Below are 24,036 nucleotides of genomic sequence, written 5' to 3'. Positions count from 1 at the left end.
TAACTCATTAATGTTAGGGTAATCACGTAATATGTCATTCGGTTTACTGTAAAGCTACATTTTGCGATCGTAGTCCGCTCAGCTTCACTTATTTTTCATCTACTTAGTCGGAATCTACTGTTACTCTAATATGCAACTAATTCTACATTTGTTGGTAGGTGAGAGTGTGATGCTTTTATTCACACTAATGATGCTTTAGCGAGGGATAGTCGAACAGCATGTATGTTATAGGCTTGGATTTTGGCGGTAGTGCAGTAAAAGGAGCGGTGATGAACACGCTCGGAGAGCGGCTAGAAAAGTTCTCACTGCCTAGCCGAGTAAACACGTTAGAACTATGGTTTGAATCGTTCGATGAATATGTTCAATCCTTTAGCCAGCGTTATGCCATTCAAGGTATTGCGATCAGCGCTTGCGGCGCGGTGGATGTTGAGCGTGGAATTGTCCATGGCGCGACGTTACTGCCTTATATTCATGGCGTCGAATTAAAGCAGGCGTTTGTCGACCGTTATGGATTATCCGTTGAAATTGAGAATGATGCATGTTGCGCAGCTCTGGCAGAGAGTGAATACGGAGACTTTGCTCATTCTGAACTGTTTTGTTTGGTGGTTATCGGCTCTGGTGTTGGCGGAGCGATAGTCAGCAAAGGAGAAATACAAAAGGGGCATCATCTGTACGGTGGAGAGTTCGGTTATTCGATTCTGCATTTTACTGAAGGCCAGCCTCAAGTGTTATCGGAACTAGGCTCGACCCGCGCTCTGGTAAATCAAACGGCGAAAGCGTTAGATATTGCCAAGTCAGAGCTCAATGGATTAAAGGTATTTCAAATGTATGATGAGCAACACCCAGTAGTTGTTCAAGTGGTTGAACAATGGGTAGAATACCTCGCTCAAGGCCTATTCAATGTTCAATACACGGTTGATCCTGAATACCTTATTCTTGGTGGAGCAATTAGCCAACGCGCTGATCTTATCACCATGTTAGAAGGTAAGTTTGCGCAGTTTTCTGAGAAGATGCCTTACTGTCATCTGTGGCCAAAAGTCGTTGCCAGCAAATTTGGTAACGATGCCAATCTTATTGGCGCAGTTGTGCATTTTAAGCGCCGTCAGTCTAGCTTTTCTTAGGAGTTGTTTTGCCAGAGCTCAAAACCGTCAGTTTGTTTTTTATTACCGCGATTGCTGAAATTGTTGGTTGCTATTTACCTTTCCTTTGGTTGAAAGAAGGTAAATCGATTCTATTACTCATCCCGGCAGCCGTTAGTCTCGCTTTGTTTGCATGGCTTTTGTCATTGCATCCAACCGCGGCTGGTCGCGTATACGCAGCTTATGGCGGCGTTTATATTTTTGTGGCGATTGGTTGGTTATGGGTAGTTGACGGCATTAAGCCGACGCTCTGGGATATTGTGGGTGTATGCGTGGCCATGGTTGGTATGGCTATCATAATGTTTGCGCCACGCGTGAATTAAATGGGGCTCACGCAGATAGAGATGAAAACGGCCTGAAGATTCAGGCCGTTTTTGTTTGTTAATTGCTCATTATTTAAAACAAACTTGCGCCCAACGAGCAAGGCCAGCGGTTACTGAGCCAAAGTAGTTACCCGCGACTAATGGCACGTTTGGCAATACAGATTGCACCGTAGCTCGTAATAAAGGAGAGCGCGCCGAGCCGCCAGTCATATAGATTACGTCCGGCTGAGTTTCACCAAGCTTTACGGCTTCTTCGACTAGAGCTTTAATCTTACTGGTTGGTGGCTCAATCGCATCGTCCATTTGTTGTCTCGAAACCGGCAATTGGATCACTTCTTTTGCAAGCTCTAACTGAGCGGTAAATTCCTCTTGTTCACCTAATGCAATCTTGGTGTTCTCCGCTTGTTTAATTAGCGCGTAGCCGAGGCTATCTTGTTGCATCTCAATTAAGCGTTTGATCAGTTCCGGCTGCTGCGATTCTTTCATCAGAAGATTCAATTCCTTCAAGTTCTCACGAGTGTAGAAAGCGCGCTGAGCTTGAACATCGTTAATCGCAATCGGGTTCCAAAACTGAGTAATGGGCGCGGGTAGGTCATTCATTTTACGCGAGTTTGAACCAAACTCTTGCATAAAGCATTTGAAGGCGGTGAAGATATCGAGATCGTTACCGCCAACCAATTGACCTGTGTGGCCTAATAAAGACTGTTCGCGTTGCTGCTTGCCAAACCATGATGGCCCCATGTGTAAGAAAGAGCAGTCGGTTGTACCACCACCAATATCAACCACCAGTACTTTTTTATCTTCGGTTAGGCTCGCCTCGTATTCTAGGCCGGCGGCAACAGGTTCAAATTGGAACTCAATTTCTTTGAATCCAGCTCGGGTCGCGGCGCGTCTTAAGATGCCTTCCGCCTGTTTGTTTGAGGCATCGCCGCCGCGACCTTGAAAGTTAACAGGGCGGCCAATCACGGTTTCAAGTATCTCTTGCTGCAAAGTCTGTTCGGCACTGCGCTTAATGTTGCTCATCATGGCGCACACGATATCTTCAAAAAACGACAGCTGTGCGTCTCTTAGCCCCATCGTACCCAAGAACGATTTAGGCGACTTGATGTAGTAAACGTGTTTAGGGTCATCTAAGTACTCATTCAGCGCTTGCTGACCAAACTTAATGTCTTGCGCATGTACGTCGAGATCTTCTTGCTGGTTAATGCGTAGTGCGCGTGACAAGACATTTCTTCCGATCTCATCAACGGGTTGGATGTTTAAGCAGCGAAACAAATACTCTGAGACACTTTCTGCTGAAGGCGCGCTTAATGTTGAGGATATATAAAACTCCTCGTTATTTAAGGCAATGGGCTCAACCTTTTGATTAACAATGTGCGCAACCGAACAGTTAGCCGTTCCGTAGTCAAATCCAATAGCCATTAAAAGACCTCATCTAATGATTTTATTGCCGTAGTCGGCGGGCGAAGGGCGTAATACTAAAGGTTATACCGGTAGTCGAGTCAAGCCATTTACCGGTAAATAAATTCAAGTGCTCAAAAGGGCTACAGAAGAAAAATGTGATCAAACTGGACTACAGAGCAATTTATAAAATCAATTAATGTAATTTAGTATCATCTATGTAACAAATGAGTGCTAAAACAGGATAAATCTAGTAACAGCAACTAAACTAATCCAGTAGCCTAGGTAGTTTTAAGGTTTGATTCTCTCCTAGCAGCTAAAGAAATTAATGCGTGTGGTCATGATTGAAAATATGACCATGCGCTCATCGTGTTTATTGGGTGGACTAAAAGGATCGGGGGTCGCCATGGGTTTCGGTACATTTATTGCCATGGGCAATGTGGCAAGTGGACAAATCATTGCAATCGATGCGGATGGGAATATTCGCATACTTCAGCAAGGAGACTCCCCAAGACCGGGTGAAGTGCTTATTGCACCTGATGGTTCAGAGCTTAACCCTAATGAAGTCGCTATACAGCTTGTTGGTGAGAACAATGAGACGTTAGATGTCACTCAAGAAGTAAGTGATATCATCGCTGAAGTTGAGCAAGCGTTAGCGGACGGTGAAGATATTACACCGGGAGAGGGTGAAGAAACCGCAGCAGGTGAAGATAGTGGGTCCAGTTTGACCGATTCGGGAACGGTCGTTCGTGATGCTGCAGAGTTAATTGCACAAACTAATTTTGATACCCAAGGGTTCGATGCCCCTCAAATATCACAAACCCAAAGCCTATCCTTGCTTGAGCAGTTCCGTTCTTTCCAACAAGATCCAATTTTCGTTGATTTCACCCTGACCCCAGAAGACGACAGCGTTAATGTGTTTACCGACGAAGACACACCACTTGATGGTCAGCTAGTCGCCACAGATGCTAACCCTAATGATGTTCTGACCTTTTCGAAACTTTCTGACCCAACCAACGGTGACGTAGTGGTGAATTCCGATGGTTCATGGACATACACACCAGATCTGAATTACAACGGCCCAGATTCTTTCAGCGTTACAGTTTCTGATGGTAACGGAGGTTTTGACAACCTCTTGATCAACATTGGCGTTAACCCAGTCAATGACGCACCCAATTTCGTAGATGGTGAAGAAATTCTACTTGGTGATATTAATGTCGTTACCAAAGAAGATGAGCCAATCGGTGGCACAGTTGATGCGACAGATGTGGATGGCGACGACCTAACTTACTCAATTGAAACTCAGCCAGCGAACGGCAGTGTCACTATCGACCAAGATGGTAATTGGGTGTTCACGCCTGATGAAGGGTTTAACAGTAATAGTGATGATATTTCACCAGATAACGCTGATGGTGTGGATGATTCTTTTGTCATTCAAGTGTCAGATGGTAACGGCGGTATCGACCTTGTTACGGTCAATGTCGAAGTCGAGGCCGTTGCTGAGCTATACGTTGAGTCTGGTGACCCTGTCACCGAAGAGGAAGGCGCATACTTATCGTTCACCGTCGGCATTGACGAGATTGTTAAACCAGACGTTGTGCTCGATTTAACCTTGGGTGGTGACTCTGACACCGCAACTAAAGGCGTCGATTATGAGGATGCACTGTATGTATCCGATGGTAACGGTGGCTTTAGACCTATTGAAGCGAGTGACCTATTACTTGAGTCAGGCGAGACGTCGATTGAAGTCTTCGTGAAGGTATTTGATGATCACCTGTTGGAGGGCTCTGAGTCTGTTACGTTAATTGCGGAGACCACCAACGATCATGTAGAAAATGACTCTGCCAATGATCAATCATCGATTGTCGATGAAGATGGTACCGACCCCGACAATCCAAAAGATGCAGTAACTGTTACCTTAACTGGCCCTGATTCGGTCATGGAAGGTGACCTTACTACGCCTTATACCATTATGTTGAGTGAATCAGCACCAGAAGGTAGCATCATCACTCTAAGCTACAGCTATACCAATGCAGATGGTAATGATATCACTGAAGTCAGTCAAGTGGTTGTAGGCCCGGGAGGTGTGATTCCCCCATTTAGCATTCAAACCACTCAAGATGAAGAGTATGAAGAGGGGCAAGGTTATACCGTATCGGTTGTGTCGGTCACTGACCCCGGAGGTACCGATCTATTCGAAACCTTGACGCTCACCGATGCGAACCAAACCACGTTAATCGATGACAGCAAAGATAACCCGCCAGAAGCGAAGGACTTCACGGTTGCCTTAGATTCTAATGGTGGTGCTGCTATCGTGTTTGATAGCGCCACACCGTCACAAGACCAAATTTCTGATGAAGAAGATGACGCCGCCGGTGATACAGTTCGAGTGGTCATTACCGATTTGCCAGACTCAGGCACATTGCTCTACAACGGTGTGCCGTTAACTGAAAGTGACCTAACTCAGTTTGATGCCAACGGAGACGTTGTTGGCCCCCTTAACACGTTCGATCCGAATGGCTTTACCTACCAAAATGACGATGAATCGACCGGTTTCTTCTTAGGTGTTGATGAAAGCCCAGATGGAATGACTGGCGATGAGAGCACAAGTAACTTTCTTAACTGGGGTGAACCAGTCGATGGCGATCCAACCAAACGTGAACTTCGCTTTGAAGACAGCGATGACGTTATCACGATCAGTGCCATTTCAAACAATGATAAACCGTTAACCCAATACTTTGGCGATAAAGGCCATGTGGGATACGGCTTAGGTGTTGGTGGCGGAAACGGTATCAACCAAGGTGAAATCATTCAAATTGATATGGCGGATAGACCGGCGGAATCAATCACGGTCGGCCTAGATGGCATGGGCGGCTGGTTCCAAGAAAATCACCCGTCACACCCAACCATGGTACAAATTACCGTTTACTTAGATGATGGCAGCACCATAGTAAAAGAAGTCACCAAGCCGCAAGGCGAATCAAGTCTCTTCCAAGAAGTCACTATTTTGGCTTCTGAATCGTCCGATGATGCGAAAATTACCAAAGTTGAATTTACCACTATTGGTGATGGTAACTGGGAGCTTAAGTCGTTTGAGGCGAACCCAAGTGATGACACCATTGATTACCGCGCCGTCGATACCGATGATAATGTCAGTGAAGAACGCACAGTAACCTTTGGTGAGGCCGATAACGCACCACCAGTCGCAACCGATGACCCAGTAGCTTTCTCAGTTGCTTTAGGGGAATACAACAGTAACTCTTGGCAAGATGATGGTGCTGGGATCAGTGCCAGTTACCAAGGGGAAGACCGAGCTATTAGCCAAAGCGGCGTAAAACGCGGTGTTGCAGGGGATGAAAATGGCGGCCCAGGCGCTCAAATACAGTTCAACCGAGCCGAAGGCGAGTCAGAACAATTTAAGATTGAATTGGATAAACCCGTCACCGAGTTTACCTTCTCAGCGTCCAATCTGTATCAGAACGAAGGGGGGCGAGGTAATCATGAGCAAGGTAAATGGGTGGCCTATTTAGGTGATAACCCAGTTGCTAGCGGCATGTTTGTCGCTAATGAAGGTCGCAGTAACGGTGAGTACACCTTCGACAGTGACGCACTTGGCGGTGTTGCGTTCGATAGCATCGTATTTGAAGCGGTCGATTTTGTTGATGAGCCAGCTCGTGGCAGTGACTCTTCAGATTACTTTTTGACAGGTTTCACTGCTTCTAGCAGTGGCGCTTATGCGGCGAACCAAGGAGAGGAGTTTTCGATTCCGATTACCGAATTACTAGGTAACGACGCCGATCCTGATGGCGACAATATCCGTTTTACCCATGTATCTGAGGTGAATAACGCTGATATTCGCATTGAAGATGGTATGGTTTACATCGACTTAGATGACGATTTTACCGGCCCAACTTCCTTTGATTATGTGATAACCGATGATAAAGGCGGCTTTAGTGAAGCGACGGTCTCAATCATTGTTAATCCATTGCCACAACCTGTCGCCGTCGATGGTGTTACACTACTTGACGATTCCGTGCAGGAAGGTGACAACCTAGTGTATCAAGTTGCCCTTAAGGATGGTCCGCTTGAAGAAGGTCGTTACGATGTCACCTTTGGTGACCCAAGTGACACCGCGACCGATAGTGATGTTGATTTGAGTCAAGCGCAGTTTACTCACGGCGTTACTTACGACCAAGGTACAGATCAACTCGTTGTGCCAATTGGCGTCAGTAATTTCTCGGTTATCATTCCAACCATCGTAGATGGAATTTATGAGCTGACAGAGGATTATACCTTAGCGCTTGGCTTGCCGGGCGATGCGCCAATTGAAGCTTCTGGTGCCATTGAAAACGTCGATATTCCGGAAGTACAAGTGTCTGACAACGTTCGTGTCAGTGAAGGCGATAGCGCAGTATTTACGGTTTCACTTACAACTGAAACTGAAGTTGCAACCACCGTTAATTTATCTCTCAACCATCTATCTACTGAGCCTGATGACGTCGGCAACATGGTCGTTGAGCACCAAACTCCATCAGGCTGGCAAACCTTAACCGTAGCGCCAAACGGCGATGTAGTACTGCCAGCGGGCGTAGATGAAGTTCGCGTTACGATTCCAACTACAGATGATAACGGTGCACCAATTTACGAAGGCGTAGAACGTATTGAGCTTCTCGCTGAGGGTGTTGACGGGGCGACGGGTAACGATTCAGGCCGAGTTTCTATATTCGACGATGGCAGTTACGGCCCGCAAGGACCAAATTCTGGTGATGATGATCGACCGGTTATTGACTCGATCAGCGCGCCAACCGTTGAAGAAGGTGGCATGGCTGAGTTTGATGTGACAATGTCGAACCCAAGCACAACGCCTACTAATATCGTCATGTCACTCAACGAGGGTAATGCGACGTCGCCTGAAGATTATGAAGGCGGTCAAGTTGTCGTAGAGTATGGCAATACCACACAAACCCTAGATATTGATAACAGTGGTCAGTTCCGTTTTTCACTCCCTGCAGGTGAAACAGACTTTACTGTTAAAGTGCAAACCAACAATGACAATGTGGCCGACGATGGCGAGCAATTCCTGCTTGATGCCCGAACTCAGTACCAGCAAGGCAGAGAAGAAGGTATTGCGACGATTGCTGATAACGAAGCTCCGAGTATTGACCTAGACGGTAGCCAATATCAGATCGAATTTGTAAGTGAAAATGCCGGCTATAAAAATGTCTTTGGTTACTACGTTTACGATGAAACCTCAGATACGCAGGAGCTTGTGATTCTACTGGATAACTCACATGACTCACGTGACAACGGTTTCGACCCAGTTCTTGGTCAATTAGACTCGTTAGACAACGTAGGCTACTTCTTAATACCAAATGGCGGCAACGCTATCGCAAACGCACCTGACAATGCGGTGTTTACGGTTAATGACGCTGGTGAACTGCTGATTGACGGTAATGTCGCTCCAAATCAAACCGTCTACTCAACGCATGGTGAAAACTCAACCTTGCGTGTATCAGAGGGTAACGACGGTGAAACGGTTCTGAGCTTTGATGACCAAATAGGTCATCCGAGAGATGATGACGACTACGACGATCTCGTCATTAAAGTCACTAAGCTTGATGACAATTTAGACTATCAAACCACCTTTACTGAAGGTGATGATCCGGTCTCTATTGCTGACATTGATGCGGACATCTTTGATGACAAAGACAGCATCAAATCAATGGAAGTAACGTTAACCAATAAGTTTGCTGATGACGCATTAGTGCTGCCTGCCAACACCACAGGCTTCACTATTACCCCAACAGTGACTAACGGCACGATTGTTCTGTCTATTGTGGCCGACGACCCGGATGGTTTATCAGCCGATGCCTTTGAAACGCTGTTGAAAGGTATTGGTTTTGAAAACAGCAGTGAAAACCCAGATGAGAGCGATCGCATCATTGAAGTTACAGTGACAGACAATGCGGGTAACGTGTCAAACACTGCAACCACTACGGTACAAGTTATTGAAGTGCCGGATCTAACCGTTAAAGAAGACGCAAGTGGCGATGAAGATAATGCAATCCCACTTACGATTACGTTACCGCAAGATAGCTCGGTAACGGAAATTCAAATCAAAGGTATACCGGATGGTTCGAGCCTTGAAAGCAATGGCAACCCGATTGCTATCTCAAATGGCACGGCATCGCTGACACCAGCTCAGCTTAATGCGCTCACTATTACGCCACCATTGCATAGTGATGAAGATTTCAGCTTGGATGTAGATGGCTTTACCGCAACTAACGAGCTGATCGAGCAACATCAAATTGATGTGGATGTCAGTGCGGTAACGGATGCTCCAACATTGGAAGTTGAAGGCGCAGACATTCTGTCGTTCCATAACTTCGACTCGATCGATTTAGGCGATAGATCATGGCGCGGTAATGTTGATTCTAATGAATTAACGGCGGCGGACACCGTGGAAGGTATCGCTGATGGAGCCGAAGGTACATGGGGCACAGAAAATGATCGTGGAGGCCGCGATTACACTGAGGTGGGGCAAGAAAATGTCTACCGTGGTCGAGCAGGAGATCCCGACAACAATGTATTCGAGTTAGAAGGCCGAAATGGCGATGACAACTTATTTACCGAGTTTACCGGTGAAGCGGGCCATTTCTACAATCTGTCGCTAGATGTCGCTGCCCGCCGAGTTGATGACTCGCCAATGACCATCTTCCTTGAAGACAGCCAAGGTAACCGAACGATCTTGTTTGAATTTGACGACAGTCAAAATCGAGATTGGAATGACGTGTCCGTGAATTTTGCAACACCAGCTGACGGTGATTACAAAATTGTGTTTGAGTCTGAAACTTCAGCCAACAGCTATGGTGCGCTGCTTGATAACATCAAACTCGAAACATTGGACAACGTTGGTTACGAAGACAGCTATATCCCACTGAGCGACATTAACGCGAATCTTGTGGATACGGACGGTTCAGAGCAACTTACGGTTGAACTTGACCTTTCCGAACTTCCAGCGGGTTCAAAAATCAAAGCGCCAGATGGCTCAGTGCATGACCCTGATGTCGATGGTTTAGTTGATGTGAGTGCATGGAGCAGTAATCTTGATGATCTGTTCGTCATGTCACCTGAACCGGGTACGTACCCGCTAGATGTGATTGTGACTTCTCAGGACAACGCTCCGGGAGTTGAAGAATCAGTTAATCAAATCATCAATGTCACTGTGTTGCCAGTGTTAGATGCACAAAGCAATGAGATTGAAATAGTGGAAGATGACGTCCACGTAATCACCCTTGCAGAGCTAGGAGTGACCGATACTGACGCCACCTTGTTTATTACAGAACTCTCAGAACACGGTACTTACGAACTGCAAACAGCACCGAATGTGTGGGAAACGGTACAAGAGCGCGATCGAATTGATGTAACGGATATCGACGCGGGTAATTTACGCTTCACGCCATCCGAAGATGAGACAGGGTATAACACATATCCTGATGCCGGTGAGGGTAACTTAAAACAAGACTACTCGAGCCTGACCTTTGTATTGGAAAAAGGCGATGCGCGCAGTGACGAAATGACGCTGACCATCGATGTCACTCCAGAGGCGGATATTCCAAACCTAACCATCACAACGCCAGATTTAGTGCTACCAGAGCAAAGCTTCACCATGCAGCGTTGGACGGGCGAAGTAATTGCACCAATTTATGGCCTCGGCAAAGGGGTGGACAGTACAACCCTCATTAATGAATTTGCTGACTTAAACTCAGCTGAAGCGTCAACATCAACCATAGATAATCTACAAGATACCGCCAAATATGCCACGGTTGCTAATACCGCAGTACTTGTGACGGGCTTAGTTTATCTAGAAGCGGGGCAATCATACGACTTTGTTGGCCGCGCCGATGACAGTATGGCAATCAAAGTGGGCGGTGAAGTGGTCGATGAAGCACGCTGGGGCGTTAATCGTGGCGAAATTCAAGGCGATGCTTTCGTACCATCAGTCAATGGTTACTACCCAATCGAGGTGTATCACCATAACCAAAGTGGGCCGGGTAACTTCAATATTGACGTGTCCATTAATGGTCAACCGCCAGTTGATCTCAGTAATAGCAATCTATCTGTTGTACCTGACGAAGCTGCGCTTGATGCCACTGATTTACGTACATCAGAGCTACAAATCGTCGATGGCAAGCACGTATATGAAGTGTATGGCTACAACGAAGGGGAACAAGATACTGAAATTCCATTGTCTGATATTGAAAGTTCGCTGAACGATCTCGATACCTCAGAAGAGCTGACGGTATTACTCAGCGGCCTGCCAAAAGATGCGGTAATTAGTGACGGAACGAATAGTGTGCCAGTGGGTGACAGTGGCGAAGTGGATGTGACCGATTGGAATCTTACCGAGCTGACAATACTGCCACCGGTTGGTTTCCATGGTGAGTTCACTATTGACATTACCGCTACAGCGGATGAAATCCATTCGTCCAGTGAAGCGGAAGCTTACGGTTCTATTGAAGTTGTGGTGCATGAGAATCAAGCCACGGTAACCACGTCGAATGTACACCTTGTTGATGAAGACAGCGGCGATGTCGCTGGTAATCTGCTTAACGATGATGTTGACCCAGATAACGTGCTTTATGTGGCGTCAGCAACTGTTGGCGGCGTCAGTTATAACCTTGGTGAGACCATTTCACTGCCTAATGGTGCGGGGTCTTTCACCCTGAGTGAAAATGGTGATTACCTATTTGAGCCGTCAGAGCACTGGTCTGGCGTATTGCCTGAAGTGGTTTACACCACCAATACAGGTGCGAGCGATACGTTGAACATCACCGTGACGCCTGTTGCAGAAGTACCAGATGTGTCGATAGTGTTTGGTGAAAGTGAGGTCAGCAATGGCAATGTTGATACACCAGTTACCATCACGGCAACAACAGCAGATACAGACGGTAGTGAGCAGATTCAATCTGTGATTATTGAGGGATTACCAGTTGGCGCTGTAGTGACTGATGGTCAAGGCGCGCCTGTTGGGCAAGCCGGTGCAGATGGTTGGGAGCTGCCGGTTTCCGGTATTGCTATGCAGCAATATGACTTGGTCATTACGCACCCTCAAGGTTCAGTGTTAGACATCGATGTGACAGCAACTTCAAATGAAATGGCGAACAATGATAGTGAAACCACGACTGAAAATGCTGCATCACTGCAAGATATCTACGCCGATCAAGGTGGTGAAACGCCACAAACCTTAATGAGCATAGTGCTCGACTCATCGGGCAGTATGGGTAGCAGACCATTTAGCTCGGACAATAACAATCCGGATCAAAACAAAACCCGCATGGAGCTGGTATTAGAAGCCAGTATCGCTCTGCTGGAAAGCGTTGAGGTACAAGAAGGCTCGGAAGATGTACTAGTCCAGTTGATCGACTTTGATGCAAAACATGGTCATCGTAATGGGTTGGATGCAACCGATGGTTCTGCTAACGACAACTATGACCAACAAGCATCGGCGTTGCCTTGGACAAATGTCACCGACGCAATTAGCACTCTGCAAGGCGCATTATCGGGAATCCAAGCAGGGGGCTATCGCGGTCCATTTGCAATCGGAGGTTTGACCGATTACGAAGAAGCGGTTCATGCGGTGATGAATGGTTACCAAGATGCGGCTGTATCAGGTTTAACTAACACTAATGACCAAATCTTCTTCCTTAGCGACGGGTTCATGAATCAGGGCTGGGATAGTGCGACAAACACTGCTTGGGACACCTTCATTGATGGCAAAGATGTTATGTCTGTCGGGGTTGGCCGACGAGGAAGCATATCAGATGATGATTTAAAAGAAGTCGCGGGTGCAGATGGAAAAATCCTCTTCATTCCTGACGCTCTAATTAAGTCTGAGCTGCCTAAACTTCGCCCAACCATCGGTCAAATGGGTGCGCTGCTTGCCATGATTACTGGCCTTGATGCAGTCGCAGTGGTGTTAGACCCTAGTAAGCTTGAAGTGCTACAAAAAGTAGATGCAGATGGCACGGTCACACGCCCTGCGATTGACGCATCGCTTGATAATGGTGAGTTGGTCATTGACACCGAACATGGTGATTTACGTATCCGTGAAGATGGTTCGTATTTCTTCCAACCAGATCCAAGCGCAGATCCAATAGCGGCTAATGAAGCCATCGGTTACGAAGTGCTTTACTCAGTCACCGATGCTATGGGTGAAGAGTCACAACATGTTGTTAGCCTTAGCGTCAGTGCTGATGGTAGTGTCAAAGCCGATTCGTACAACATGAACGGTTCGACGGGTGATGATCACATCGTAGGTACGGATAACGATGACATCCTAATGGGCCATCAAGGTGATGATATCTTAGATGGTGGTTTAGGCGATGACTTCCTATTCGGTGGTGCGGGTGACGATATCCTGATTGGTGGCCAAGGTAACGACATACTGTCGGGTGGTGAGGGCAGCGATACCTTTGTCTGGTTAGATGGCGATCTTGATGGTGGTTTAGATGTGATTACAGACTTCACTGTCAGCGAAGACAAGATTGATATCTCTGATCTATTACAACCAAATGAAACCATGGAGCAACTACTTGACGATATTTCTGCAACAATAGTGGATGACAATAACATTCAGCTCACGATTGACCGCGGCAACGGCCAAACACAATCAATTAAGATTGATGATTTGGTTGACCAAATTGATGGTATCGACGGCAGCGGTGGCCCATCAATCACCGGAAATGAGCTAACTTCTCTGCTTAATGAGATCATTAAACCGCAAGAAATGTAGCTTAAACATTCAACAAGTCTAATCCAAAGCCCGCTTAAGCGGGCTTTGTTTTTTTACGCACTCAAAATACATAACAATGTTTGTTTTGTGTCGTTGTTGTAACGGATTTATGTGAATACTCTTAGGATATTGTTTGCATAATAATGTGATCCAAGTAAATTTGTGCACCAGCTCTTGTAATTGTTACAAAATGCTACTTATTTGATTGTTAATAGTTCTTAATGCCTTGGTTGCAAGGTGTAATGAAGTTTTACACTAAGCTAGTTAGGGGTAGGGAGACATATATTTCACTTAGATAACTAGCGTTCAGATAATTGCCAAGGAAACGCCAACTCATCGCGCGCGGCACAGATAAAATCGCTTTATATTCGCAATTTACAATCAACCTCCGTCGTGCACTGACTGCTTTATCCTAACGTTTGTCGGACATTAGCTTTCGAAACTGAAGCAATCCCTACAGCATCCAAGTATTTCTGGATAATGTTATGGAAAAAACAATAAGAATCCCGTTTGTTGCGCGAATACTCATCCTTCGCCAATTTTTATGGGGCGCCGCGTTTTATGGTACTTACGTACTACTAACTAAATACTTTCTTCAAGAGCTAAACTACAGTGAAGCTGATACCATCATGATGCTGGGTGCATTTGGTGCGGTTGGTCCGGTGTTCTCGGCTGTTGGTGGTTGGGCGGCTGACCGTTACATCGGTTCATTTCGCGCAGTGTACATTGGCTACGCAATCTATACGTTAGGCTTTGGTCTTTTGGGAAGCGCAGCATCCACTTATAACGTCGGTATGAGTATATTCGCCATTGCCTTAATCGGTTATGCTCGTGGTTTGTCTTCAACTAGCCCAACGGTACTGTTGGGTAACTCATTTAAAAATGAAACTAATGAAGCTTTCCAACAAGGTTTAACGTTTAACTACTCAATTAACAACCTTGGCTCTTTCATTGCTAAGTACATCTTCCCATTCATCTTGGTGTACATTTCATACAACGGAAACTTCTTTATTTCGTGTATTTCTATCTCATTAACACTTGTCTTGTTCTTCTTGTTCCGCAAGCAGTTAGTTGAAGTGGGTAACGATATTGATAAACGACCTGTGCCAATGCAGCATTGGGCGATTTTTATCGTAGGATCTTTAGCGATGCTAGGCGTGGTTTACTTCATGTTCTCTAACTTGGATATGGGTAAAAACATTCTTTACGCACTGGGTGCAATGGCACTGATTTACTTTTGTTTTGAAATCAAAAAGGCTGCTCCATACTTCCGCTACAGAATGCTTGCCGTATTAGTGATGCTAGTCATCTTGATTTGTTACTACTTCTATTACGGTCAAATGCTGACTTCAATGAACATGTACGCGATCAACATGATGGATGACAATTTGTTTGGCATTATTCCAATCAAGCCTGAGTCTAATGCTGCGTTCAACCCATTGTGGGTGTTCTTACTTGGTGCGCCAACTATGATGATTTACGGTTGGTTGGATAAGAAAGGTATTGAGATCAGCATTCCTTCAAAATTCGCTGCGGCGTTTATTGCGAGTGCGATTGCGTTTGCGATTCTTGGTCTTTCTACTTCAAGCATTGATGAGAACGGTAAAGTTGCAGCAGATTGGATCTTCTGGACACACTTCTTCCAAGCAGCAGGTGAGTTAATCGTCGGCGCACTAGCGGTGGGCTTCATCTTCAAGATGGTACCAAAGTACCTGTCGGCGTTTGCCATTGGTTTACGTTCAATCACGCTGTCTTTAAGTGGTATCTTGGCAGCAGTGATTTCGACCAAAATTGCATTACCAAAAGATATTGAGCTTACAACTGAAGTGGTACAGAACGTTTATGGTAGCTACTTCTACAATTTGGCGATGATGGCTGTGGTAGCTGCGATCGTCACTTTGATGCTATCTAAAGTGATTTCGAACCTAATTGCCAAAGGTGACGAACACGCAGAAGATCAACAAGTGGAATACACTGATCAAAAAGCATAGTTACTAAATATAGAGTCACTACAAGAACAGTGATTCAATAAACTTTATACAGTGCTAATAAACAGCCCGATTGCATGCTATCAATCGGGCTGTTTTTATTATGAAAGTGCTTAGGCAAACAATTAAAGCGATTGTTCTACTTTTTGAGCCACATCGGTTGATATCCAACGCTTCCAAACATCAGGATAGGTTTCAAAAAAGTAGTACATGGCTTCTTCAGCATCAGCTTGGTTGTCTTCCATCCACGCCAATAGTTCACTCATTATTTGGTTGGTATACCCGCGCTGCTCAAAGTAGGCAAACGCAATAGGTTCAGCGACAGCAAACTCTTCGGTAGTCAGCGTATAAACTGGGGCAGAAGGGTACATGGTTACTTTAGGGCTAGGGCACTCCGGTTGAGTGGTACAGTTTCGAAATTCCTCGATATCCGTACCACTACCAAAATCCACTTTGACCATAGAATATTTGCCCAATACAGAGGTTGGTGACCAATAATAGCCAAACCATGCCTTCTTACGGTCGTATGCTTTAGCAATCGTTGCAGCTAAGGCCGCGCCAGAGCCAGGGTCGATCATCTCGAAGTTATGCTCTTTTAGGCCGAGAGCATCAAATAGATGACCAGAGGTTATTTGGCATGTCCAACCGGCGGGGCAGCTATAAAATGCGAACTTTTCATCGTCTTCTGGGTGTTCAAACACGCTGGCATGTTTAATGACGCCTTCGATGGTTGTCATTTCAGGGTATTGCTCAACCAAATAGTCTGGCACCCAAAAGCCTTCTTCTCCGCCATCTAAGAATGCCTTACCTGCTAGGCGCAAGCGTTTGTCAGCGATGCCTTTATCTAATGCGGCTTTAATGCCGTTGGTCCACATTTCTGGGGCGATGTCAGGCTCACCTTTTTCAATCATTGACGTACCTGTTGGCACCGTATCGCCTGGCAGCAGTTCAGCGCTGCAACCAAGCCCTTCGTTTAAAATAAATTGATCCACGTGGGCCATCAGGCTTGCAGTGTTCCAGTTCATATCAGCGATGGTGAACTCCCCACATTCTTCTGCGAGAGATGGAAATGAAAGGCTTGCGAGCAGAGCAGCTGAGAGCGTTGAAATGGGCATCCTCATCGGCTTGATTCCTTTTATTGTCAGTTACTTAAATAATAAAAGCAGAGAATGAGTGAAAGTAAATGTTCGCTTCGATGATTTTAATAAAAGCAGCCATTAAAGAATGAATTTGTGATGATGAATAAGCGAGATACTGAGTATCACAACGCGGTGACGAATGCTTATGAAGTAGTGAAAAATCAAGCATAACGACAAGAAGAGTTCGCTAACAAAAAGCATTAACAACAGCGAGCGAAAAGGAAAAGGTAGAACGAGTGGTAAGCCAGCTTAACAAAGGCGTCGTAAAGATAAAATTATGGCATTTTTAATGCAATGAATTAGTTAGCTAAGTAGCAAACTCCTTAACGCCTTTAGAGTCGTTTTCATTTTTAAGAAGATGTTTTGCTGGGTAGGGCAGGAGAATAGATACAAAAAAGCCCACTATTCCTAGTGGGCTTTTTCAAAATTTGGTGGGTCCGGGCGAACTCGAATCGCCGACCCCTACCATGTCAAGGTAGTACTCTAACCAACTGAGCTACGGACCCAAATTTTGTTCACTGCATTTCTAACTGAATAAAAACGCTTTTAGGAGTGGTGGGTCCGGGCGAACTCGAATCGCCGACCCCTACCATGTCAAGGTAGTACTCTAACCAACTGAGCTACGGACCCATTCCTAAGAACGAGATGGATATTACCCACAGAGGCCCAGTGGTGCAAGCGTAAATTCTCGTAATTTGAATCGTTTGGCGCACATATGTGCTGATTGTTGGTTTTTTATTCGAGATGATGATCAGAGTGTGCGTACGATCACGCACACATGACAATACCTTGAGTAGGGTTATTGCCCTCGGCCATTAAACATCACCACTAAAGTCATCACAATGATGCTCGCATCCATCATTAGCCAAGACTTAGTTGAGCGCAGGGCGAGTGCGTAGCTGTGGTCAAAGCCTACTTTTCTTCTTACATCATCAATGCAGGTATCGTAACCTTGCTTGACTTGCGCGAGGCCGGTGATTCCCGGCATCACGCCATAAGTACGATCCGCAAAATAGGGGATAGCTGTCTCAAGTTTGTTGTAAAAGCTTGGTCTCTCTGGGCGTGGACCAATTAATGACATTTCACCTTTGAGCACGTTAAGCAGTTGAGGTATCTCATCTAGACGGGTTTTTCTTAAAAATCGGCCGACAGGGGTAATTCTAGGGTCGTTGCTGGACGCCCAAACCGCGCCAGATCGTGCTTCCGCATCTTGATACATGGTGCGAAACTTAATGATATCGAAAAACTCCATTTTATCAGGCGTCGACTTACCAACTCGTTGCTGGCGATAAAACACAGGGCCTTTAGAGGTTGTTTTTATCGCGATGGCGATGAGGGGCATTATTGGTGCGAGCAAAACTAATGCTGCAACAGATCCCAAAAGATCAAACAGTCGTTTGGCCACCCATGTGGTAGGTGGCGCTGTGGTATGAATAGCGAAGGTTGAAAGCATAATCACGTCCTAATTGTTGTTAATTTTATTCCAATGGCCAGTTTCTAAACCGAAGAGATAGCGCAGGCCCCCGACCAGATTGACAAAATGGCCGACGACTAAATAGGTTAGAAGGCGGCAAAGCTTGTGTTTGAATATATTAGGTAAAAGGTGACCAATCAGCGCAATCAGGTAGAGCGTAATTTGTGCAATAAATGCCGCCAAGAACCACGGGTTACTGCTAAGCAACAGGCTACAAACTAGGCTAATGATCATAAGATAAGGGGTTGCTAGCCTTAACCCTTTTCCTGAGGCAAAAGCGAATGCGACGCCGCGATATTTGGGTAAAAACAAATCGGCTAAGTGAATAGCTTGCTGCATGTTGCCGGCTGAGATTCGTAACCGGCGTTGAATATCTTTGTGCAGTTGTGTGGGTTCTTGCTCAATTGCGACCATCATAGGTTCATAAACGGCAATATAGCCTTTACGAATGATCTGCATAGGCAGGACAAAATCGTCGTTAATGATGTCTTGCGGTAGGTTTTCAAAAAGATGAGTACGAAAAGCGAATAGAGCACCATGTGCGCCAATATTTGCACCAAGCTCAGACTCACCCAGTTGGTTTTTGGCTTGATAACGCCAGTATTTATCTTCCCCATCACTTCCGGCTGTCATTAAACAATATTGACTGTTTACTACACCTACTAGGTAGGTTTGAAAGTGTTTATCCGCAAGCACTAGAGCGTCGACCGCTACAAGAGAAGACACATCGCTAAACACCGTAATATCTGAGCTAATTGTAGGCATTAGATGGTTGATCAGAGCTACTTTGCCTCGGTTTTTCTCGTAGGCCAGAATTTCAAAATGGGTATCGCTACATATTGCTTCTTGAATCGTTTGTTGGGCGATGTCGACGGTATCATCAGTGCACCCATCACAAGCGATTATGACCTTATAATGGCTGCTAGGGTAATCAAGCGCCGCTAAGTTACGAATTTTATCGGCTATCCAGCGCTGCTCATTGTAGGCTGGCACGATGATCGTTACCGAACGACGTTGTCGATCGGTTTTATTGTTTTGATAGCCACGAACTTCAGAGTGGTGATGTTCTTTTCTCCTTGAAGCGAGCCAACGAAGTAAAAGCGGATAACCAAAATGGTGATAAATGATGAGCATCACCGATAGTCCAAACAAGGCTTGTAATACGATTTGATTCATTGCCTATGCCTCCATCTGAATCGATTGATAATCGGATATCATTTTGGTGATGTTGTTGTGCTCAAGTACAAAGGTTCGCGGCTGAACCACCGTGTTAGCGGAGAGTTGTTTTAAGATTGCAGCTGCCAAACGGATAGGGTTATCAGGTGCAAAGCTCATCCCGGTATGTGGGCAGAGAGTTTCGTTACTCGCACCTACATCTGAGGCCAGTGCTTTAATGTTACATGCCTGAGCTTCTAACGTGGCGAGTGGAAATCCTTCGCAGCGAGAAGGGAGGCAAAATAGGTCGAGAGATTGATAAAACCTTGGCATATTGTCCACTTGACCTAGCCAAATTATCCGCTCAGAAACGCCACATTGAGCTGCGAGATCTTTAAGGGTGTGTGCTTGGCTGCCAGAGCCTGCAATCGCAAGATGATAGTGTTTTGGCAACATCGTTAGCGCTTGTATAAGCACATCATGACCTTTGACATGCTCAAGCCGTCCGGCGCTGCCAATGATAACCGGCTCTAATGGTAGTCCAAGTTGTTGTCGCGCCAGTGATTGAGAAGCGGGCTTGAAACGATCACAATCGATGCCGTTTTTAATCACGCGGGTTTTAGGATAATCGAATCGCTCGTCGAGCTTCTGTTTTACTAGCTGAGCATCCGCGACCAAAAATGGCTTCGCCAGTTTAAGTGCTACGCGTTGAACGAAGGCACGTTTTGGCTGAGTGAGGTGCCATGCATCGTGTTCAGTGTGAATTCGGCACGCTACATGGGCGTTTTTGGCGGCAATTCCTGCATAAATTAGTGGGCCAATATGGTGTGTGTGCACGACATCAGGCTTAACAATTTCAAATAGTTTATTAAGCGTACGATAGCACTGGTAGCTGAGACCTTGCGGTTTATTGAGAAACAGCAATTGATGCTTGAACGGCTCTAATTTTGGCCAGTGGGCGATCGCTGAAAGTCTGTCTCCCTCAAGGCTGACAATTAATATTTGCTGGTTGTGTTTTTTGTGGTGGAGTATTTCCAATACTAAAGACTCTATGCCACCGGGCTTTAAGTGTTGCACAACATGGATGTGCAACGTGCGCTTGGAACTTAACGATGTATTTGAAGCAGCGTTTGCCAACCGTTTTAAGATATTATTTTTCGTCTTTATCATATTGCTCACCTAGAATTTAAATCGCAACCAGCATTGGGTTTGAACGTTAAAACATAGAGTTGCAGAACATGTGCCAAGAAAATTTATTTTTCATTTCAATTGCTTAACTCGGTGTTGCTCTGTTTTCTGAGTCATTTTTCATTTTGAGAAGCGAGTTGAGATTCGCGGAATAGATGTTATGACCGGAGCATTAAGAATCTCGACGATTTGCTCAGGTCGGCGAATACTGGTATCAAAAAGTTCAAGCAAGATGGCAACGCCAATACCTAAGGCAATACCAGCGACTAAGCCTGCTAAAACGTAAAGAATGGTCGGTAAATTGGCCGGCGCACCGGGCGTATAGGGAACGTCGATGATCTTGATTCGCTTGTTTTCTTCAAATTGCCCCAAAGAGCCGGTTAGCTGCGCCATTTCGTAACGCTCAATCAGTTGATCGTAGAGCTGACGTTTGATCTTCACTTCTCGCGCCAGTTGATGCATTTCTTTCGCGGTATCACCAAAGCGCTGCGCTTTTTGTTCTAACTCTTGAATCATGGAGCGCAAGCTTTTGGTCTCCTCAGTCAAAGATTCAAATCGTCCACGCACCAGTTGTAAACTGTGTAGCTGGGTCACTAACAATGGTTGAACTTCGTTGATGTTAGAAAGGGTGTTGCTACTGGCAATGTCCCACAATTGACCGCTTGAGATATTGGGTTGCTCGACTTCGAGCAGTCGGCTGCGTTCGTTCTCTAAACGGGTCAGTTCTCTTTGCTTGGCTTGAACCGCGCTATGGCTGTCGGTGTATTTGGCTTGTAGCAACGTGAGCGAACTACGAATATCGATGATTTGATCTTCAATTTTCCCGATTACCGGATTGGTTTTAGAAAGTTGCTGATCTAAAGAACCTAAGCTTTTCTCCACGCCGGCAAGCTCAGCTTCTTTCTCCGCTAAGCTTTGTTTTAAACTCGCAAGTTGTGTCAGGGCTTGGTTTTGCATCTCGGGGGTAACGGCGAGGTTACGGTTTCTGAAATTGGCCAGTTCGGCCTCGGCAATGTCGAGTTCTTCACGTCGCTTGTTGATATGTACGGTCAGGAACTCACTAGAGTCACGAATTGACGAGCGCTCTGGTGCGAGCAACTGTTCAATGAAATGATCACTGATAGAAGCAAGTAACGCTTTCATATTACTCGGGTCATCAGACGTAAGTTGTATCTTCAGAAAATCTTTGCCGGGTTGGGAAACCGACAAACTGGCTGAGAGCTGTGCGATAATGCGTTCAATGTCTTGTGGGGAGCTTTGTGGTGAAATTAAACCTTGCTCGGTGGCAACGGCACGCAAGATATGTCGGCTTTTGAGTAATGTGCTTAGAGCATTTAAGCGTTCTTTTAGCATGGTAGAGACCGCAAGATCTTCGAGAAAAGGATTCATTTTGGCGGTTTCTTGCACCAACATACTGGTGTGGGACACATAAGTTTTTGGCGACAGCTTTGCGAGAGTCAGCCCCACCAAAGGCAAAACCAAGATGGGGATGACGATAACATAACGCTGTCGCCACGCCGCGTTAAGCAGCGTGATGATTCTTAACGTTAGCCCATTCATAGTTGGTCCAACATACGTTTAACGAATTCACCGCGACACTGCCAACTGTCTTGAGTGACAATGTCACTTGGGAGTCGAGGCTCGTAGGTGGCGAGTTTCAGTGCGCCACTCATTTCGTGTGCAGTTTCAACGATATTAATGTACTTGCTGTAGGGTTGTAGCGCAGGGAACGGCGTTGAAATGACAGGTGCTCCCACCGCTAAGTACTCGAGCAATTTAAGGGGATTGCAGGCATTTATCTGATTGTTTGCTTTAAAAGGCAATAGGCTTGCTTGCCAGTGTTGGCTATAACTTGGCAATTGATGGTGCGGTTTAGGGCCAAGGTAATGTACGTTGTCTAAACGTGGCAATGGGTAATGATTTAGCTCATTAGGGCCAATAAAAACGAACTCCCAGTTCGGCAAGTTAATCGCGACGTAATGGATTAACTCGTAATCAATCCATGTTGATAGGCTGCCGTAAAAACCTGCAATGGGTTTACCTGACTTAGGTAAGTCGTTTGCAGGTTGGGTTGGAGTGGTGAATAGATCAACATCCACGCCGTGCGGTAGTAGTTGGGTTTTGCAATTGGGGAACTTAGCACATAGGTTTTCACTGGCGCCAAAGATGATATTGGCTTTTTTGACCAGCTCTTCCTCGTGTCTCGCCACCGTATTATGGTCTACACCGCTTAAGGCAGAGAAGTCATCGCCACAGTAGTAAACCACTGCGTGCTCATCCAAATGACCCACTAAATCCGCAGCGGTCGGAAGGGATGACCATAGAATCGGTTTGTGAATGTTGTGGTTTTTTAAAATCGGTTTTAGTTGGCTAAGCATCATTTGTTTGGCCATCTGTCTAGATAGGCCAGATTGCGGCGCAGGAATAGTGCGCAAATTCACCACAGAGATGTTAGTGGGGGTATCTTCAAAACGGTCAAACCCTTGCTTACCATGGCCTAGCAGTTTGCTTGCGGCTCGTTTGCAATCGTGTAAGTTGAATCGAGGTTGGCGCAGCCCGATAGAGTTCACCCATATTACTTGTCTGTCTTTCGCTAGGTATTTCACCAAGTGCTGAGTGCTTGATGGTAGACCACCAAAGTCTTCTCCAAAAACGACCATATCACGCATGAGTTTGCTCCTTTAGTTGGCGAACGACTTTAGCTGGGTTGCCTGCTGCAACCACGAAATCCGGTAAGTCACGGGTGACGACACTCCCCGCAGCAACGATAGTGCCTTGGCCGATGGTGACGTTAGGGCGAACGGTAACGTTGGTACCAAGCCAAGCGTCACGTTTAATGAGGATGTCACCGATGTTACTTTCTTCATCAGGCATGCCTTCTGCGCGTAGTTGCGCGTCTAGCGAATGACCTGAATAACCAAAAATAAAAGCGCCAGAGGCGATGCGAACATTGTCCTCAATGATGACCTGTGAGCCGACTGCAATGGTATTTTGCCAACCGATGTCGACGTTATTACCAATGATTAAGCGCGGTTGTTCGGTTTGTACTCGGCCGCTAAAGGTGGTTTGCCCAGAAACTCTGCAATGGTCGCCAAGTTTGATGCTAAGGGGCCCAGTGACCAATGGAATGCCGCCATATAGGTAGAGACCACTGCCGAACTGAGCGAGCCTGCCTTTGAACGTAGGGGTGAAAAACGCCACCCGTAGGAACGTCTGCCAGAACATGGACACGATTTGGTAGATCGAGTACATGAGTTTGTTGAGCCATTGAGGCGTGGGCAGCCCGGCGCTACGCACTCGTTTCAGTAGAGTAAATAGCGAGCGAAATCTTGGGTTAGGGTGGGTTTGAAGCCATATCTTAAATTGAGTTGCAGACATCATTGCCTCTTATCGTATTTAGCCAATCTAACCACTTTGTTTCATATTGCGTGCCA

General features: G+C 45.9%; 12 protein-coding genes and 2 tRNA genes. 4 read left to right on the top strand and 10 right to left on the bottom strand.

The features are described 5' to 3' along the window. The first annotated feature begins 218 nt into the window (after positions 1-218). Positions 219-1,121: an ROK family protein gene (locus OH461_RS04360; RefSeq protein ID WP_270019391.1), complete on the top strand. Its 903-nt coding sequence runs from the start codon at positions 219-221 to the stop codon at positions 1,119-1,121. A gap of 8 nt (positions 1,122-1,129) precedes the next feature. Continuing rightward, the gene (locus OH461_RS04355; RefSeq protein WP_270019390.1) at positions 1,130-1,462 is read left to right on the top strand and encodes a YnfA family protein; all 333 of its coding nucleotides are present in this window, start codon (positions 1,130-1,132) and stop codon (positions 1,460-1,462) included. Positions 1,463-1,531: 69 nt separating this feature from the next. Here the strand turns inward: OH461_RS04355 and yegD are convergent, their stop codons facing one another. Further along, positions 1,532-2,884, bottom strand: coding sequence for a molecular chaperone (gene yegD / locus OH461_RS04350; protein ID WP_270019389.1), 1,353 nt, complete (start codon positions 2,882-2,884; stop codon positions 1,532-1,534). 319 nt (positions 2,885-3,203) lie between these two features. Between yegD and OH461_RS04345 the strand changes: the two genes are divergently transcribed. Beyond that, positions 3,204-13,658: an Ig-like domain-containing protein gene (locus OH461_RS04345; RefSeq protein ID WP_270019388.1), complete on the top strand. Its 10,455-nt coding sequence runs from the start codon at positions 3,204-3,206 to the stop codon at positions 13,656-13,658. A 485-nt stretch (positions 13,659-14,143) separates the two neighbouring features. Next, complete coding sequence (locus OH461_RS04340; RefSeq protein ID WP_270019387.1) at positions 14,144-15,649, top strand: peptide MFS transporter; 1,506 nt, start codon at positions 14,144-14,146, stop codon at positions 15,647-15,649. Between the two features lie 122 nt (positions 15,650-15,771). Here OH461_RS04340 and OH461_RS04335 read toward each other — a convergent pair whose 3' ends face one another. The 9 genes from OH461_RS04335 to OH461_RS04295 all read right to left on the bottom strand — a co-directional run bounded on the left by OH461_RS04335 (position 15,772) and on the right by OH461_RS04295 (position 23,980). Then, positions 15,772-16,761 (bottom strand): glycine betaine ABC transporter substrate-binding protein, encoded by a 990-nt coding sequence (locus OH461_RS04335; protein ID WP_443088443.1) that lies wholly within the window; start codon positions 16,759-16,761, stop codon positions 15,772-15,774. Between the two features lie 453 nt (positions 16,762-17,214). Then, positions 17,215-17,291, bottom strand: a tRNA-Val gene (locus OH461_RS04330). A 47-nt stretch (positions 17,292-17,338) separates the two neighbouring features. Further along, positions 17,339-17,415: transfer RNA gene (locus OH461_RS04325), tRNA-Val, on the bottom strand. A 169-nt stretch (positions 17,416-17,584) separates the two neighbouring features. Next, a complete protein-coding gene (locus tag OH461_RS04320; protein ID WP_270019385.1) occupies positions 17,585-18,238 on the bottom strand; it encodes a sugar transferase in 654 nt (217 codons plus the stop codon). A 9-nt stretch (positions 18,239-18,247) separates the two neighbouring features. Next, entirely contained in the window at positions 18,248-19,435 is a 1,188-nt protein-coding gene (locus tag OH461_RS04315; RefSeq protein WP_270019384.1) for a glycosyltransferase family 2 protein, read from the bottom strand. Positions 19,436-19,438: 3 nt separating this feature from the next. Then, complete coding sequence (locus OH461_RS04310; RefSeq protein ID WP_270019383.1) at positions 19,439-20,584, bottom strand: glycosyltransferase; 1,146 nt, start codon at positions 20,582-20,584, stop codon at positions 19,439-19,441. 138 nt (positions 20,585-20,722) lie between these two features. Continuing rightward, positions 20,723-22,162, bottom strand: coding sequence for a GumC family protein (locus tag OH461_RS04305; protein ID WP_270019382.1), 1,440 nt, complete (start codon positions 22,160-22,162; stop codon positions 20,723-20,725). Next, a complete protein-coding gene (locus tag OH461_RS04300) occupies positions 22,159-23,271 on the bottom strand; it encodes a glycosyltransferase family 1 protein (protein WP_270019381.1) in 1,113 nt (370 codons plus the stop codon). The genes OH461_RS04305 and OH461_RS04300 overlap by 4 nt, the downstream gene beginning before the upstream one ends. Then, the gene (locus OH461_RS04295) at positions 23,264-23,980 is read right to left on the bottom strand and encodes a DapH/DapD/GlmU-related protein (RefSeq protein WP_270019859.1); all 717 of its coding nucleotides are present in this window, start codon (positions 23,978-23,980) and stop codon (positions 23,264-23,266) included. Before OH461_RS04295 ends, OH461_RS04300 begins: the two co-directional genes overlap by 8 nt. Between the last annotated feature and the right edge of the window lie 56 nt (positions 23,981-24,036).

Source organism: Vibrio sp. LaRot3 (assembly GCF_027587025.1).
Lineage (GTDB): Bacteria > Pseudomonadota > Gammaproteobacteria > Enterobacterales > Vibrionaceae > Vibrio.
This window is presented reverse-complemented; position numbering and strand designations above follow the sequence as displayed.

Excerpts from the sequence above, each read along its gene's own strand:
- yegD (WP_270019389.1), bottom strand. The coding sequence starts at position 2,884 with ATGGCTATTGGATTTGACTACGGAACGGCTAACTGTTCGGTTGCGCAC.
- OH461_RS04315 (WP_270019384.1), bottom strand. The coding sequence starts at position 19,435 with ATGAATCAAATCGTATTACAAGCCTTGTTTGGACTATCGGTGATGCTC.
- OH461_RS04360 (WP_270019391.1), top strand. The coding sequence starts at position 219 with ATGTATGTTATAGGCTTGGATTTTGGCGGTAGTGCAGTAAAAGGAGCG.
- OH461_RS04305 (WP_270019382.1), bottom strand. The coding sequence starts at position 22,162 with ATGAATGGGCTAACGTTAAGAATCATCACGCTGCTTAACGCGGCGTGG.
- OH461_RS04310 (WP_270019383.1), bottom strand. The coding sequence starts at position 20,584 with ATGATAAAGACGAAAAATAATATCTTAAAACGGTTGGCAAACGCTGCT.
- OH461_RS04300 (WP_270019381.1), bottom strand. The coding sequence starts at position 23,271 with ATGCGTGATATGGTCGTTTTTGGAGAAGACTTTGGTGGTCTACCATCA.
- OH461_RS04320 (WP_270019385.1), bottom strand. The coding sequence starts at position 18,238 with ATGCTTTCAACCTTCGCTATTCATACCACAGCGCCACCTACCACATGG.
- OH461_RS04345 (WP_270019388.1), top strand. The coding sequence starts at position 3,204 with ATGATTGAAAATATGACCATGCGCTCATCGTGTTTATTGGGTGGACTA.
- OH461_RS04335 (WP_443088443.1), bottom strand. The coding sequence starts at position 16,761 with ATGCCCATTTCAACGCTCTCAGCTGCTCTGCTCGCAAGCCTTTCATTT.
- OH461_RS04295 (WP_270019859.1), bottom strand. The coding sequence starts at position 23,980 with ATGTCTGCAACTCAATTTAAGATATGGCTTCAAACCCACCCTAACCCA.
- OH461_RS04340 (WP_270019387.1), top strand. The coding sequence starts at position 14,144 with ATGGAAAAAACAATAAGAATCCCGTTTGTTGCGCGAATACTCATCCTT.